This window comes from Pelagerythrobacter marinus, assembly GCF_034375205.1.
Taxonomy (GTDB): domain Bacteria; phylum Pseudomonadota; class Alphaproteobacteria; order Sphingomonadales; family Sphingomonadaceae; genus Pelagerythrobacter; species Pelagerythrobacter marinus.
Window position 1 is genome coordinate 1,116,280 of the sequence record NZ_CP139719.1, and the last position, 14,650, is coordinate 1,130,929.

The 14,650-nt window shown below is 70.0% G+C and carries 12 protein-coding genes; 7 read left to right on the plus strand and 5 right to left on the minus strand.

What is annotated here, in order from left to right:
• Nucleotides 1-200 precede the first annotated feature (200 nt).
• A complete protein-coding gene (locus T8T98_RS05320; protein ID WP_251105855.1) occupies nt 201-425 on the plus strand; it encodes a hypothetical protein in 225 nt (74 codons plus the stop codon).
• 45 nt (nt 426-470) lie between these two features.
• On the opposite strand, the gene T8T98_RS05325 is transcribed toward T8T98_RS05320, so the two are convergent.
• Nucleotides 471-1,574, minus strand: coding sequence for a PA0069 family radical SAM protein (locus T8T98_RS05325; RefSeq protein WP_251105854.1), 1,104 nt, complete (start codon nt 1,572-1,574; stop codon nt 471-473).
• 89 nt (nt 1,575-1,663) lie between these two features.
• Here T8T98_RS05325 and T8T98_RS05330 point away from each other — a divergent pair, with 89 nt between their 5' ends.
• Nucleotides 1,664-2,398: a hypothetical protein gene (locus T8T98_RS05330; RefSeq protein WP_251105853.1), complete on the plus strand. Its 735-nt coding sequence runs from the start codon at nt 1,664-1,666 to the stop codon at nt 2,396-2,398.
• A gap of 15 nt (nt 2,399-2,413) precedes the next feature.
• Here the strand turns inward: T8T98_RS05330 and astD are convergent, their stop codons facing one another.
• Nucleotides 2,414-3,829, minus strand: a complete 1,416-nt coding sequence (gene astD, locus T8T98_RS05335) for a succinylglutamate-semialdehyde dehydrogenase (protein ID WP_407675115.1) — start codon at nt 3,827-3,829, stop codon at nt 2,414-2,416.
• Nucleotides 3,830-3,935: 106 nt separating this feature from the next.
• Entirely contained in the window at nt 3,936-5,372 is a 1,437-nt protein-coding gene (locus T8T98_RS05340) for a protein adenylyltransferase SelO family protein (RefSeq protein ID WP_251105851.1), read from the minus strand.
• 87 nt (nt 5,373-5,459) lie between these two features.
• Here T8T98_RS05340 and T8T98_RS05345 point away from each other — a divergent pair, with 87 nt between their 5' ends.
• From T8T98_RS05345 to T8T98_RS05365, 5 genes are all read left to right on the plus strand, one after another.
• Nucleotides 5,460-6,320, plus strand: coding sequence for an alpha/beta fold hydrolase (locus tag T8T98_RS05345; RefSeq protein ID WP_160732563.1), 861 nt, complete (start codon nt 5,460-5,462; stop codon nt 6,318-6,320).
• Nucleotides 6,317-7,471, plus strand: a complete 1,155-nt coding sequence (locus T8T98_RS05350; RefSeq protein ID WP_251105850.1) for a glycosyltransferase family 4 protein — start codon at nt 6,317-6,319, stop codon at nt 7,469-7,471. The genes T8T98_RS05345 and T8T98_RS05350 overlap by 4 nt, the downstream gene beginning before the upstream one ends.
• Nucleotides 7,472-7,596: 125 nt before the next feature.
• Entirely contained in the window at nt 7,597-8,364 is a 768-nt protein-coding gene (locus T8T98_RS05355; RefSeq protein WP_160732565.1) for a tetratricopeptide repeat protein, read from the plus strand.
• A 19-nt stretch (nt 8,365-8,383) separates the two neighbouring features.
• Nucleotides 8,384-9,730 (plus strand): outer membrane protein assembly factor BamB family protein, encoded by a 1,347-nt coding sequence (locus T8T98_RS05360; protein WP_251105849.1) that lies wholly within the window; start codon nt 8,384-8,386, stop codon nt 9,728-9,730.
• Nucleotides 9,731-9,812: 82 nt separating this feature from the next.
• A complete protein-coding gene (locus T8T98_RS05365; protein WP_251105848.1) occupies nt 9,813-11,198 on the plus strand; it encodes a methyltransferase family protein in 1,386 nt (461 codons plus the stop codon).
• A gap of 1,075 nt (nt 11,199-12,273) precedes the next feature.
• Here the strand turns inward: T8T98_RS05365 and T8T98_RS05370 are convergent.
• Together T8T98_RS05370 and T8T98_RS05375 are read right to left on the minus strand one after the other, a co-directional pair.
• The gene (locus T8T98_RS05370; RefSeq protein ID WP_251105847.1) at nt 12,274-13,644 is read right to left on the minus strand and encodes a glutamate--cysteine ligase; all 1,371 of its coding nucleotides are present in this window, start codon (nt 13,642-13,644) and stop codon (nt 12,274-12,276) included.
• 49 nt (nt 13,645-13,693) lie between these two features.
• Nucleotides 13,694-14,455, minus strand: a complete 762-nt coding sequence (locus T8T98_RS05375) for a 16S rRNA (uracil(1498)-N(3))-methyltransferase (protein WP_251105846.1) — start codon at nt 14,453-14,455, stop codon at nt 13,694-13,696.
• Between the last annotated feature and the right edge of the window lie 195 nt (nt 14,456-14,650).

Consider the following 14,650-nt stretch of genomic DNA (forward strand, 5'->3'; position numbering starts at 1 on the left):
TGCGTGCCGAGCGGATGTGCGCGGGGCTGATCGAAAAGCTCCCATTCCGGATCAGAAACCCGCGGGCCTGCGGTTCCAGGCTCGCCGCCCTCTGGTACGATCGGCGGGCACCACCACCGAAAGGCTGGTGCTCGGAACCGATACGGGAGATAGCGATGAGGAACAGGTTGTTGTCAGTGCTGGGTGCGGGGGTCGCCCTGATGCTGAGTGCATCCGCGTCGGCGGAGATGGATGAGGAAGCGTACCACCAGTGCCTGAGCGCATGCCAGAGCTGGGGCAATTCCTACGGTTTCTGCTACCAGGAATGCTACCGACTTTACGGCGAGCAGGAAGATGACGGCGAAAGGGGGCCGCCGGACGGATACGAGGTCCCGGTGCCGCCGGGGGAATGCACGTATCAGACGACGAGTTGTCCCAGGCCGTGACAGATTGAGCCGGACCGCCTGGCAATCGGCGGGCCGGCCGCCGGCCTAGTCCTCGAACAACCGCATCTGTCCGCTCACCTCGGGCCGGCGGAATTGCGAGCAGTCGAGTTCGAAGCGCGTCTTGCCGATCCCGGCGCGCGTGCAGGCGAGGCGGAAGCGGGCGCGGAACAGGTCGGCCCAGACGCCGCGCGGTTTCATGCGGGTGAAGAAATCGGGATCGTTGTCGCGCCCCTGTCCGTCTTTGGCGCGGATCGAGCGGACGATGGACATGACCTTGCCGCCGCGCTCGGGAAAATGGACCGAGAGCCATTCGCGGAACAGCGGGGCGACCTCGTGCGGCAGGCGCAGCGGAATCCATCCGGCCGAACGCACGCCCAGCGCGGCGGCGCGCTGGACGATCTCCTCCATGAACGCGTCGGTGATCGCGGGGATGACCGGCGCGATCGAACAGTGCGCAGGCACCCCGGCGTCGACCAGCCTGCCCAGCGCGGCGAGCCGCTTGGCCGGTGCGGCTGCGCGCGGTTCGAGCTTGCCTGACAGCCTGGGGTCGAGCGTCGTCACCGAGATCGCCACCGCCGTCAGCCTGTGCCGCGCCAGCTGTGTCAGCAGGTCGAGATCGTCGAGCACCCGGTCGGACTTGGTCGTGATCGTCACCGGGTGGCGCGCGTCGAGGCACACCTCCAGCACCTGCCGCGTGATCCGGTATCGCCGCTCTATCGGCTGGTAGGGATCGGTGTTGGTGCCCATCGCGATCGGGCGCGGGCGATAGGCGCGCTTGGCCAGCGTGGCACGCAGCAGCTCGGCCGCCGCGGGCTTGGCGAACAGGCGGGTTTCGAAATCCAGCCCCGGCGACAGGTCGTGGTAGGCATGGGTCGGCCGCGCGAAGCAATAGACGCAGCCATGCTCGCACCCGCGATAGGCGTTGATCGATCGGTCGAAGGCAATGTCGGGCGAGCGGTTGAAGCTGAGGATCGTCTTCGGGTTTTCCTCGGTCACCGTGGTCCGCAGCCTGACCGGCGGACCGTCGAGCGATTCGACGTGGTCGCGCCAGTCGCCGTCGGTTTCACGCGTGGCCAGGCCGAACCGCGTCGGGACCTCGCCCGACTGGGCGCCCCTGCCATGCACCGGGGGTTCGCGGCGTTGCTCCATGGTGTGAGAACATACAGGGAACATAAGCCGTGCACCAGCCCGTTTTTCGATTAACCATATTCTCGCACATTGGCGGCTATGGGCGGGGCATGGCGAGGATGCGGGCCAGGTCGATCCGGCGGGGGATCTCGTGCGCGGCGCTGCTGGCGCTGGCGGGGTGCGGCGAAAGCGATCCGCCCGTGGCGGAGCGCGCGGTCGATCCGGCGGTGCTGGCAGCGATCAACGATCCGATCCTGGTCGATCCCGACCTCTCGCGCCAGAACGAGGGCAACGCCGCGCTGACGGTGAACGTCGACAACGCCCTGCCGCTCGAGAACCGCACACTGCGCGCGATCGAGGCCGCGCGCGAGGAGGCGCTGGCGCTGGTCGGCGGGCGCGATGCCATGATCGACCTGCCGCCGCCTTCGGGCGAGGGGGAGGCGGCCCCGCTCGCCGCGCGCTTCTCGCTGGCCGAGCGGGCCATCCTGTCGGGGGTCGGAGCCGAATGCGCGGGGCGGGCGCAGGGCGGCTTTATCTGGGCCGCGCGAATGCCGCAGACTTTTCCCCTCTACCCTCGCTCCGCCGCGCAGGATGCGATGGGCAATGCGTCGCCCGGCTGCGCACTCCGGGCCGCGGTGTTCCGCACGCCCGTGCCGCTGGAGGAAGTGCTGGCGTTCTACCACATGCGGGCGCTGGGGGCGGGCTACAGTTCGTCCCGCACGGTAATGGGCGAGGAACAGGTTCTGCGCGGAACGCAGGGCGGGGCGGCGTTCGCGGTCTATGCCCGGAAGGCGCCGGACGGGACGAGCGAAGTCGATCTGGTCACCTGGGGCCAGCCACGCTGACCCCGTCGCGACCGCTCACGCGTCCTTGAACCCCACGCCGACGCTGGCGCGCGGCTGGTCCATCTCGGTGCTCGCGACCGGATAGGCGCAGTAATCGGCCGCGTAGTAGGCCGCCGGCCGATGGTTGCCCGACAGGCCGACCCCGCCGAACGGCGCGGCGGAGGATGCGCCGTTGGTCGGGCGGTTCCAGTTGACGATCCCCGCGCGGATATTGGCCCAGAACCGGTTGTAATCCTGCGGCGTGCCGCCGATCAGCGAAGCGGAGAGGCCGAAGCGGGTATTGTTCGCTTCCGCGATCCCTTCGTCGAGGTCGGCCACGCGGATCACCTGCAGCAGGGGGCCGAACAGTTCCACGTCGGGCCGTTCGGCCATCGCGGTCGTGTCGATGATCGCCGGGGAGAGGAAGGGCAGGTCGTCGTTCGGCCGCGTCATGTGGCGGATCGCCTTGCCGCCGTTCGACAGCAGGTAGAGGAAGCTTTCCATCAGCTGGTCGGCGGCCTGGTTGTCGATCACCGGCCCCATGAACGGCGCGGGATCGGCAAAGGGTTCGTCCACCAGGATGCGCCCGGCCAGGGCCTTCACCTCGGCCACCAGGTCGTCGTACATGCTGTCTTTCACGATCAGCCGGCGCGCGGCGGTGCACCGCTGGCCGGCCGAGGTGAAGGCCGACTGGATCACCAGCGTCGCCGCGTCGGAGATCTTGGGCGTATCCATCGCCACGATCGGGTTGTTGCCGCCCATTTCCAGCGCGACGATCTTGCCCGGGCTGGTCGCCAGCTTGCGGTTGATCGCGATGCCGGCCTGGGCCGAACCGGTGAACAGCACCCCGTCCACCCCGCGGTGGGCGACCAGCGCCTTGCCTTCGTCCGGCCCGCCGACCAGCAATTGCACGACCGCGGCCGAAATCCCCGCGCGGTGGAAGCATTCGACCAGGAATTCGCCCACGGCCGGGGTCTTCTCGCTCGGCTTGAAGACGACGACGTTGCCCGCGATCAGCGCCGGCACGATGTGGCCGTTGGGCAGGTGCGCGGGGAAGTTGTACGGGCCGAGCACGGCCATGACTCCGTGCGGCTTGTGCCGCACCGCGGCCTTGCCCTGCAGCGCGCTGTCGAGCCTCTTCTGTCCGGTCCGCTCGGCATAGGCGGTGACCGAGATATCGACTTTCTTGATCACCGTTTCGACTTCGGTGTGCGCTTCCCACAGCGGCTTGCCGGTTTCGCGCGCGATCAGTTCGGCGAATTCGTCCGCCTTCTTGCGCACTTCGTTGGCGAAGCGCCGGCACAGCTCGATCCGGGTCGCCAGCGGCTGCGCCGCCCAGGCCGGCCAGGCGCGGCGGGCGCGGTCCAGCGTCGCATCGACGTCGCCCGGCGCGCTGCGCCACAATTCCTTGCCCGTCGCGGGCTCGAACGAAACGATTTCACTGCTCACCAGAGCCTAATTCCCTGAAATTTCGGCCAGCCGGCCCATGCCACAAGCGGCGTGTTGTCACAAACCGCCCTCTAGTCGCAAACGGTGATGTAGTCACAGGCCGATGTAGTCACAGGCCGATCTTCTGCCAGCCCGCCTCGCCTTCGGGCAGGCGATGGCCCTGCGGCCGCGGCGCGCGGCCGTGGGCGGCGCCCATCCGGCGGACCGCCTCCACCTTGGCTTCGAGCGGGCCCCAGTCGTCGTCGCGCTCGATCGCCGACCAGATCGATTCGACTTCCTCGATCGGCATCGCCTGCGGCGCGTCCTCGTCCCAGTAGGGATGCGTGCCGGCGACGGGGCGATAGCCTTCGAGTGCGCGCGCCAGGTCGCCTTCGGCCGCGCGCCCGCCGCGGTGGCGGTGGAAGAAACGATCGGGCGGCTCGCCGCTTTCGCGCATGGCCTGCTCGCTCGCCGCGACCAGCGGTCCGTCGCGCTCCGGCCCGCGCGGCTCCACCCCCAGCCGCCAGCACCAGCGCCGGCCCACCGCCGCCATGTACAGCGGCCCGAACCGGTCGAGCGCGGCGATCAGCGGCGGGGCCTCTGCCAGCAGGCGCAGCGCGACCGCCAGCTGCCCCAGGTTCCAGTTCACCGCCTCGGGCTGGCGGCCGAAGGCATAGAGGCCGCCCTGGTCGAAATAGGCCGCGGTGAACCCCGGGTCCCACGCCGGCAGCCAGCGCCAGGGGCCATAGTCGAAGCTTTCCCCGGTGATGTTGATATTGTCGGTGTTGAGCACGCCGTGGACGAAACCGGCGACCATCCACGCGGCGGCGAGATCGGCCATCCGCTCGACCGCCTGGTGCATCAGGATCACCGCGGGTTCCCCGCGCCCGGGCGCCTCTTCGGGCGGGGGCGGGCCGGGAAACTGCGCGAGGCAGTAATCGACCAGCTGCGCCATCTGCCCCGCTTCCTCCAGCACGAGCAGCCGCTGGAACGTGCCGATGCGGACATGGCCGTGGCTGAGCCGGACCATGACCGCCGAGCGCGCCGGGGAAGGCTCGTCGTGGCGGACCAGCTCCTCCCCCGTCTCGATCACCGACAGCGTCTTGGAGGTATAGACGCCGAGCGCTTCGAGCATCTCGGTCGCCAGGATCTCGCGCACCGCGCCCTTCAGCGTCAGCCGCCCGTCGGCGGTGCGGCTGTAGGGCGTCTGCCCCGAACCCTTCGTCCCCAGGTCCAGCAGCCTGCCCGCGCCGTCGCGCACTTGCGCGAAGAGGAACCCGCGCCCGTCGCCGATCTCGGGGTTGTACACCCGGAACTGGTGCCCGTGGTATCGCAGGGCCAGCGGGCGGGGCAGGTTGCCGGGCAGCGGATCGAAGCGCGCGAAGCGGGCGATCCAGCCCGCCTCGTCGAGATCGTCGAGCCCGATCGCGCGATCCCACCGGCGGTTGCGGAAACGCACGGTGGCCTGCGGGAACCGCGCCGGCTCCACCGCGTCGCCCAGCCAGCCGGCCAGCGGGGCGATCGCGGGATCGGGGCGATAGGGCGACGCTTGCGGTTCCTGGCTCATGCGGCGATAGTGGGGTGCGCGGGCAGGGCTGGCAATGCGGCTGCCCGGCGATGCGAGGATTTGGACACAGGAAACTCCCGAAAACCGATGGGCACTGGATTTACCGACCGCTTCTGGGAGAGCCCGGACGGCCTGAAGCTGCATTTCCGCGATTATGCCGGCCCGGCCGACCGGGCGCCGGTGCTGTGCATGCACGGGCTGACCCGCAATGCGCGCGATTTCGCCGCCCTGGCGCAGCACCTGGCCGGCGGGCGCCGCGTGATCGTGCCCGAGATGCGCGGCCGCGGCGAAAGCGAATATGCGCGCGATACCGCGACTTATACCCCGGCCACTTACGTCGCCGACGTCGAGGCGCTGCTGGCGCAGGAGGGGATCGGGCGCTTCGTCGCGGTCGGCACGTCGCTGGGCGGGCTGATGACGATGCTGCTGGCCGCGGCCGGGCCGGGGCGGATCGCCGGCGCGGTGCTGAACGACATCGGGCCCGAGGTGGAGGCCGGCGGCCTCGCCCGGATCGGCGAATACGTGGGCCAGCCGCGCAATTTCCCGACCTGGATGCATGCCGCCCGCGCGCTGGAGGACGTCCACGGCGCGGCCCATCCCGGCTTCGCCACCGAAGACTGGATCGCGATGGCCAAGCGGGGCATGGCGGTCCAGCCCAACGGGCGGATCGCGTTCGATTACGACATGGGCATCGCCGAACCGTTCCAGGGCGGGGAGGGCGGGGCGCCGCCCGATCTCTGGCCCGCGTTCGAGGCGCTGCGCACCGCGCCGCTGCTGGTCGTGCGCGGCGCGCTGTCCGACCTGTTTTCCGAGGCCACGGCGCAGGCGATGGTCGCGCGCCACGGCGATGCCGAACTGGTCACCGTGCCCGGCGTCGGCCATGCCCCGCTGCTCGACGAGCCGGAGGCGCTGGCCGCGATCGACCGGCTGCTGGCCCGCGCGGCATGAGCGCGCGCAAGGGCGGCGACAGGCCGCGCATCCTGCACCTGCATTCGACCTTTTCCGCCGGGGGCAAGGAACTGCGCACCGTGCGGCTGATCAATGCCTTCGGGGCGAAGGCCGAACACGCCATAGTATCGGGCGAGCCGGGGCGGATGGAGGCCGCGCAGCACATCGCGCGCCACGTTCCCGTGCGCTACCCGCGCGAGTTTCCCACGCTCCAGGGCAAGCCCACCCCGGGCCGCCTCCAGCGGCTGGCGCGGGCGATGCAGGGCTACGACCTCGTCCTGACCTACAACTGGGGCGCGATGAACGCGGTTCTCGCGCGCACGGCGTTCCGCGACGTCTTCGCGCTTCCCCCGCTGATCCACCACGAGGATGGCTTCAACGAGGACGAGCGCGAGCGGCTGAAACCGCTTCGCAACTGGTTCCGCAAGATCGCGCTCGGCCGTTCGAACGGGCTGGTCGTGCCGTCCGAGACGCTCGAACGGATCGCGCTGGAGGTGTGGGAACAGCCGATCGGGCGGGTCAGGCACATTCCCAACGGGATCGACACCCGCGCTTTCGCCAGGCGCCCCAGGCCCGACGCGCTGCGCGGGGTGGTGAAGCGCAAGGGCGAACGCTGGGTCGGCACGCTCGCCGGCCTGCGCCCGGTCAAGAACCTGCCCCGGCTGGTGCGCGCCTTCCGCGCCCTTCCGCAAGACTGGCACCTGGTCATCGTCGGCGAGGGGCCGGAACGCGACGCGATCCGGGCCGAGGCGGACCGGTGGGACATCGGCCACAGGGTCCACCTGCCCGGCTTCGCGCCCGACCCGGCGCGCTACGTCGGCCTGTTCGATGTCTTCGCGCTGTCTTCGGACAGCGAGCAGTTCCCGATCTCGGTGGTCGAGGCGATGGCCGCCGGCCTGCCGGTCGCCGCGCCGGCGGTGGGCGATGTCGCGGCGATGGTCGCGGAGGCGAACGTGCCGCTGATCGCGCCCGCCGGCGACGAGGCGGCGCTTTCCGGGGCGCTGGCGCAGCTCGCGGCCGATCCCGCGCTGCGCAGCGAAGTGGGGGAAGCGAACCGGGCCAAGGCGCGCGAGGCGTTCGACGAAAAGCCGATGATCGCGGCCTATCGCCGGCTCTATTCCTCGGCGCTCGGCGGCAAGGGGATCGGCTGACCGGCCCGCGCCGGCTTCACCTGCGGTTCACGCGGCGGGGGACAGGCCGGTTTCCAAGTTGAATTGATGCGCCCATCCGCTAAACACGCCCGCCGAACGTCACGGAAACTTGAAAGAGCCGCAACTTGGCCCTGAACCTCCCCTCCAAGCAAAGCCCCGAACGCCGCCGCGCCGCCGAAGAAGACGTGCTGATGCGCGAAGTCGACGATGCCGTGCGGCAGGACCAGTATTCGGATTTCGCGCGCCGGTACGGCAAGCCGCTGGTCGCGGCGGTGGTGCTCGGCCTCGCCGCCTTCGCCGGCTACCTCTATTGGGACAGCCGGCAGGAAGCGGCGATGGAACAGCGCTCCGAAACGCTGGTCGGCGCGCTCGACCAGTTGCAGGCCGGCAATCTCGACGGCGCGGTCGAAGCGCTCGCCCCGCTGGAGGGCGAAGGCGGCGGCGCGGCGATCCAGGCCGCGCTGGTCGAAGCGGGTGTCGCGATGGAGCAGGGGCGGGCCGAGGATGCCGCCGCGCTCTATGGCGAGATTGCCGCCAATGCCGATGCGCCGCAATTGCTGCGCGACATGGCGACGGTGCGGCAGGTGGCGGCGACATTCGACACGATCGAACCGGCCGAGGCGGTCGAACGGCTCCAGCCGCTCGCCGTGCCGGGCAAGCCGTTCTTCGCCAGCGCGGGCGAACTGCTCGCAATGGCCTACCTAGAGCAGGGCAAGGACCGCGAGGCGGGCACGCTGCTGGCGGCGATCGCGAAGGACGAGACGCAACCCGACGGCCTGCGCTCGCGCGCGCGGCAGATGGCGGGCGCGCTGGGCGTCGACGCGATTGAGGATGTCGATGCCGTGCTCGAGGACATGCGCGCGCCCCAGGGCGGCGCGGGCCCGGCGCAGTAACAGGTCAGGATTCGAGGCGATGACAGCGAACAGCATTTCCCATTTCACGCGCGCCATCGCGGCGACGGCGCTGGCCGCCACGCTCGGCGCCTGCGGCGTGTTCGGCGGCGGCGGCGACACCAAGACGACGCCCACGCTGGGCGAGCGCAAGCCGGTCCTCTCGCGGATCGAGAGCGGGGCGAAAGTCGATCCGGCGCTGGCCGGGATCTCGGTCGTCCTGCCCCCGGCGCGGGCCAATGAGGCCTGGCCCCAGGCGGGCGGCACGGCGGACAAGTCCTATGGCCACCTGGCGCTTTCCGACACGCCGGCCCCGGCCTGGACGGCGCAGATCGCCGGCGGGACCGAGCGGCGGCTGCTCGCCGCGGCCCCGGTGGTCGGCGGCGGCATGGTCTTCGCGGTCGATACCGAGGGCGTGGTCCACGCCTTCGACGCGCAGAGCGGCGCGCGGCGCTGGAGCCACCGGATGGAAGTGCCGGGCAACGTGCGCAGCTCCGCCTTCGGCGGGGGCGCGGCCTACGACAATGGCCGGGTCTATGCGACCAACGGCGCGGGCGAAGTCGCCGCGCTCGACGCGCAGAGCGGCACGGAGATCTGGAAGGTCCAGCCCGCCGGGCCGCTGCGCGGATCGCCGACGATCGCGTTCAATTCGGTCTATGTCATGACGCAGGACAACCAGATCCACGCGCTCGACACCGCGACCGGCGCGACCCGGTGGAACGAATCGGGCTCGCAGGCGCAGGCCGGGGTCTTCGGCGTCGCGGCGCCGGCCGCGGGGCAAGGCACGGTGATCGCCGGCTACAGCTCGGGCGAACTGGTCGCCTATCGTTACGAGAACGGGCTGGTCGTCTGGTCCGATGCGCTGGCGCGGACCTCGATCTCGACCGAGGTCGGATCGCTGACCGATATCGACGCGGACCCGATCATCGATTCGGGCAAGGTCTATGCGCTCGGCCAGGGCGGCCGCATGGCGGCCTACGAGCTGGTCACCGGGCAGCGGATCTGGGAACTGAACGTGGCCGGGATCTCCACCCCCGCGGTGGCCGGCGAATGGATCTTCGCGCTGACCGACGATGCGCGGATGCTGGCGATCGCGCGGGCATCGGGCCGGGTGCGGTGGATGACGCAGCTCCAGCGCTACCGCGACGAGGAAGACCGCGAGGGCGCGATCTTCTGGACCGGGCCGGTCCTGGCGGGCAACAGCCTGTGGGTCGCGAGCAGCCGGGGGCAGGTCTACCGGATCAGCACCGGCGAAGGTTCGGCCAGCCTGTTCACCGACCTCGACGAGCCGGTCTCGCTGCCGCCGGTCGTGGCGCAGCAGACGCTCTACCTGCTCGACGATTCGGGCACGATCCACGCCTATCGCTGAGCGCAGGCCGGGGGCGCGGCGCGCATTTCGCGGCCGACCCTTACCGCGTCCTTAACCCTTTGCCGCTATCGCGCGGGGCGAGATGAGCGCGCACCAGCCCCCGGCGAAAGCCCTTCCGGCGAGCGACGTTTCGGCGGGCGTGGGCCTGGCCGGGCTGTTCGGCCTGCTCGCCTGGATCGCGATCTGCCGCAACTGGCCGGATATCGCGCAGGCCTTCGCGCTGCCCGGGCCGCGCGCCCCGCTGTCGGGGCCCTATGCCGCGCTCGCCGCGCTGGCCTTTTCCGCCGGGCCGATGGCGGCCTGGTCGCTGCTGGTGGACAAGGTCCACCGCAATCCCACCACCGGCATCGACTGGAGCCGCCGCCGCGCGCTGGCCGATGTCCTGCCGGTCTCGGTGGTCAAGATCGGCGCGCTCTGGGCGACCTGGGCGATCATCGGTTTCCTCTACTGCGTCGCGCGCTGGTACTGGCAGGGATCGTACCTGTTCGCGATGGAAGTGATCGCCGTCGCCGCGATCCCGCTGTTCGTGCTCTCGGTTCCCTATGTCCTCTGGCTCGACCGGCGAATGGTCGAGCCGCGCGATCACGCCTGGCATTTCGGCGCCATGCTGCTGGGGCGCGAGGCGTTCGACCCGGAAGAAGTGAAGAAGCACTGGCGCGCCTGGATCATCAAGGGGTTCTTCGGCGCCTTCATGATCTCGATCCTGCCCGGCGGGTTCGCCTCGGTGGTGGAGGCCGATCTGGCCGCACTCGCGGCCGACCCGGTGCGGGCGAGCGTCGTGCTGATCGAACTGCTGTTCGTGATCGACGTGCAGATCGGCACGGTCGGTTACCTCGTCACGTTCCGCCCGCTCGATGCCCATATCCGCAGCGGCAACCCGCTGCTGTCGGGCTGGGTCGCGGCGCTGATCTGCTACCCGCCGCTGGTCTATGCCTTCATGGGCGCCGACGGGATGCTGGCTTACGAGGTGAACACGCCGGGCTGGGCGCACTGGCTCGCCGGGAACGCGGCGCTGATGTGGCTTTGGGCCGGCTGGCTCGTGTTCCTGACCGCGATCTACGCCTGGGCGACGGTGGCCTTCGGGGTGCGCTTTTCCAACCTCACCTATCGCGGCGTGCTGACCCACGGCCCCTATCGCTTCACCCGCCACCCGGCCTACCTGTCGAAGAACCTGTTCTGGTGGAGCGCGACCCTGCCGTTCCTCGTTTCCAGCGGCTCGCCGGTCGATGCGATCCGCAACACCTTCTTCCTCGCCTGCGTCAGCGCGATCTATTTCTGGCGCGCGAAGACGGAGGAAGCGCACCTGTTGGGCGAAGACGCGAAGTACCGCGAATACCACGCCTGGATGGAACGCCACGGGCTGGTCACCCGCCCCCTCACCGCGCTCCGCCGCTACCTGCGCCCGCGCGGCCCGATGCTGGCGCGGGGGCAGGGGGAAGCGCGGACGGCCGAAACGCCGTCACCCTGAGGCTGTTTCGGGGTCCATTTCCCCTCCCGCACCGGCGGTGCCGGGCGGCACGATGGATGCTGAAACACGTTCAGCATGACGGGGGGCGGCGGGAAGGCACGCTCTTCGCAACGTGTGAGCTCCTGCGAAAGCAGGAGCCCAGGACGGCGGGCATTGTGGCGGCGTCTGGGTTCCTGCTTTCGCAGGAACTCGGGAGGGTCGAGCCATCGTCCCAGCAGGCAAGCGGGCGGCACCCCGTTCCATCTTCCCCGCAACGCGAGCTCCTGCGAAAAGCAGGAGCCCAGGACGGCGGGCGCGGGGGCTGTGTCTGGGTTCCTGCTTTCGCAGGAACTCGGGAGGGTCGAGCCATCGTCATGGCAGGCAGGGAGCGGCACCCCGTTCCCCTCTCCCCGCAACGCGAGCTCCTGCGAAAGCAGGAGCCCAGGATGGCGGGCGCTGGGGCTGTGTCTGGGTTCCTGCTTTCGCAGGAACTCGGCGAGGGTTGCATGGCGGAGCGCGGCACCGGCCCACGCCCGGTCATCCGCTGGCGCGTGCGGACGGTTACGCCGGGAGGAAAGGCAAGCGGACGGAACCGACCGGTGCCGCCTGGGCATCACAGGATTGCCACCTGGGCATCACAGGATTGCCACCTGGGCGTCACAGGTTGCCTTGGCAACATCCTTGCGAGTGGCGGGAGGGGTTGCCTTCAACCTCCCGCTCAGCCCTTGAAGGGGTGCGAGGCGCGGACAGGGCCAGGGCTCGCGCTTGCCCTGTCCGCCAGAGGCTATCGCGGGAGCGGGCCCTTGAAAGGCTCGCGACGTTGAGGTCCGCCGCGGGCCGGGCAAGGGAAGCGCCTTAGATAGTCCTCGCATCCCGGCACAGGGGTGCTTTATCGAGCGGTCACTAGCCCCCCCGAGGCACCGGCCGTATGGACGAAGCGGCCAGACGTGACGCGTACACGCTTTGCCCCCGTCGCTGTAGCCAGCCTGGACTGGCGCTCACCACATAACCAAAACGGTTAGAAATGTCAAGGGGAATGTGCCAATGCCGATCCATTGTCGATCGCCCGCGCGGGTGGGGGCATTGACGATGGGCCCTAGAAACTCTGTTCGTAAACCCGGGTCACGTCGCCGCCCCATTCGCCATGGTAGAGATCGAGCAGGCGCTGCGCGGGGACCTTGCCGCTGGCGACGATCTCGTCGAGCGTTTCGAGGAAGCCGGTCTCGTTGTCGCCGCCGGTGTTGAGCCGGGCGCGGGCGGCGAGGCCCGCGCGCGAGATGGCGAGCACGTCGCGCGCCAGTTCGCGCAGCGTGCCCCCGCCGGGAACGGGCGCGTCGAGCGCCAGCTTCGGCACCGCGTTTCGCAGCGCCTCGCGCTCTTCCATCGTCCAGTCCTTCACCAGGTCCCACGCGGCATCGAGCGCGGTCTGGTCGTAGAGCAGGCCGACCCAGAATGCGGGCAGGGCGCAGATCCGGCTCCACGGCCCGCCGTCGGCCCCGCGCATTTCGAGGAAGCTTTTCAGCCGCACTTCGGGGAATGCGGTGGAAAGGTGATCCCACCAGTCGCCCTCGCGCGGTTTCTCCCCCGGCAGGGCGGGCAGCTTCCCGTCGAGGAAATCGCGGAAGCTCTGCCCCGCGGCGTCGATATATTTCCCGTCGCGGAAGACGAAGTACATCGGCACGTCGAGCATGTAATCGACCCACCGTTCGTAGCCGAAGCCGTCTTCGAACACGAACGGCAACATGCCGGTGCGGTGCGGGTCGGTGTCCGACCAGATGTGGCTGCGATAGGAAAGGAAGCCGTTGGGCTTGCCCTCGGTAAACGGCGAGTTTGCGAACAGCGCGGTGGCGAGCGGCTGCAGCGCCAGGCCCACGCGGAACTTCTTCGCCATGTCCGCCTCGCTGCCATAGTCGAGGTTCACCTGGATCGTGCAGGTGCGCAGCATCATGTCGAGGCCGAGATTGCCGACCCGCGGCATGTGCCGGACCATGATGTCGTACCGCCCCTTGGGCATGATCGGCAGGTCCTCGCGCGCCTTGTCGGGCCACATGCCGAGGCCGAGGAAGCCGACCCCGCAGCATTCGCCGATCGCCTTGACCTGTTCGAGGTGGCGGCCGGTCTCGTTGCAGGTTTCGTGCAGGTTTTCGAGCGGTGCGCCCGACAGTTCGAGCTGGCCGGCCGGTTCCAAGCTGACGGTGCCGTCGGCCCCGCGCATGGCGATGACCTTGCCGCCTTCCTCGACCGGCTCCCAGCCGAATTTTTCCAGGTTGAGCAGCAGGTCGCGAATGCCGCAGCTCTCGTCGTAGCTGGGCGCGTGGAAATCGCCGTGCTTGTAGACGAGCTTCTCGTGCTCGGTCCCGATGCGCCAGGCCTCGCGGGGTTTTTCACCCGCCTGCATCGGCGCGACCAGCTGGTCGCGGCTCTCGATAACCGGGTCTTCGGCGGCGGCGGCCTCGCGTGTGCTCATTCGGCTGGAGTTAGGAAACCGGACCTTTCGTGGAAAGGAAATTATTCTTCTACGCCTGCGTTTCCGCGTGCCAGTCGCCGCAGGTCGCCATCCACAGCGCGGTGGCGGCAATGGCGGCGGTTTCGGCCCGCAGGATGCGCGGGCCGAGTGCCACCGGGCGCGCCGAGGGCAGGGCGCGGATCGCCTCGCGCTCGGCATCGTCGAAGCCGCCTTCGGGGCCGACCAGCAGCGCGGCCGGGCCGGGCGCCGCGGCAAAGGCGCGCGGGGCCGGAACGCCGCCCAGCTCGTCGGCGAAGAACAGCGTGCGCCCTTGCGGCCAGGCGTCGAGAAGGGCGGCGAGATCGCGCGTCTCGGCCAGTTCGGGCAGGGCCGTGCGCCCGCATTGTTCGGCCGCCTCGACCATTCGGCGCTGCAGCCGCTCGGGATTGACCTTGCGCACGACCGAGCGGCGCATGGCGACCGGCACGAACCGGCGCACGCCCAGTTCGCAGGCCTTCTCCGCGACGAGGGCGAAGTTGTCGCGCTGGATCGGCGAGGCGCAGAGCCACAGGTCGGGCACGTCCTCGCGCGGGGCGAGGCGCTGTTCGACGACGACCGATCCCTTGCGCGCGTCGGCACGCGCAATGCGGGCGAGGTATTCGCCGGTGCGGTCGTCGAACAGGCGCACCGGGTCGCCTTCGCCGCGGCGCATGACGGCAACCAGGTAGCGCGCCTGGGCCGGGTCGAGCGCGATGGTCGATCCCGGCGCGATTTCGCCGTCGATATAGAGGCGCGGGGTCGAGCGGGGCGGCCAGGCGGGTGTCGCGGGCATGGGCACGCTCTAGCCGAGCGAGGGCGGCGATCAAGGCGCGATCGCGGCTTTCGCCCGCCTCGCGAGGGGGCTAGGGTCGTTTTCGGCAAGGCTGAAGCGGCACCGGCCCGCACCCCTACCCGGCCACCCATGGAATACCCTGCCGTTGGGTGGCCGGGTGCGGGCCGGTGCGGTTTCAAGGAAAACACTCCAGGG

Bases quoted from the DNA above. Each gene is read 5' to 3' on its own strand.
- T8T98_RS05360 (WP_251105849.1), top strand. From the start codon at position 8,384: ATGACAGCGAACAGCATTTCCCATTTCACGCGCGCCATCGCGGCGACG.
- T8T98_RS05375 (WP_251105846.1), bottom strand. From the start codon at position 14,455: ATGCCCGCGACACCCGCCTGGCCGCCCCGCTCGACCCCGCGCCTCTAT.
- T8T98_RS05325 (WP_251105854.1), bottom strand. From the start codon at position 1,574: ATGGAGCAACGCCGCGAACCCCCGGTGCATGGCAGGGGCGCCCAGTCG.
- T8T98_RS05340 (WP_251105851.1), bottom strand. From the start codon at position 5,372: ATGAGCCAGGAACCGCAAGCGTCGCCCTATCGCCCCGATCCCGCGATC.
- T8T98_RS05345 (WP_160732563.1), top strand. From the start codon at position 5,460: ATGGGCACTGGATTTACCGACCGCTTCTGGGAGAGCCCGGACGGCCTG.
- T8T98_RS05330 (WP_251105853.1), top strand. From the start codon at position 1,664: ATGGCGAGGATGCGGGCCAGGTCGATCCGGCGGGGGATCTCGTGCGCG.
- T8T98_RS05320 (WP_251105855.1), top strand. From the start codon at position 201: ATGCTGAGTGCATCCGCGTCGGCGGAGATGGATGAGGAAGCGTACCAC.
- T8T98_RS05370 (WP_251105847.1), bottom strand. From the start codon at position 13,644: ATGAGCACACGCGAGGCCGCCGCCGCCGAAGACCCGGTTATCGAGAGC.
- T8T98_RS05350 (WP_251105850.1), top strand. From the start codon at position 6,317: ATGAGCGCGCGCAAGGGCGGCGACAGGCCGCGCATCCTGCACCTGCAT.
- T8T98_RS05365 (WP_251105848.1), top strand. From the start codon at position 9,813: ATGAGCGCGCACCAGCCCCCGGCGAAAGCCCTTCCGGCGAGCGACGTT.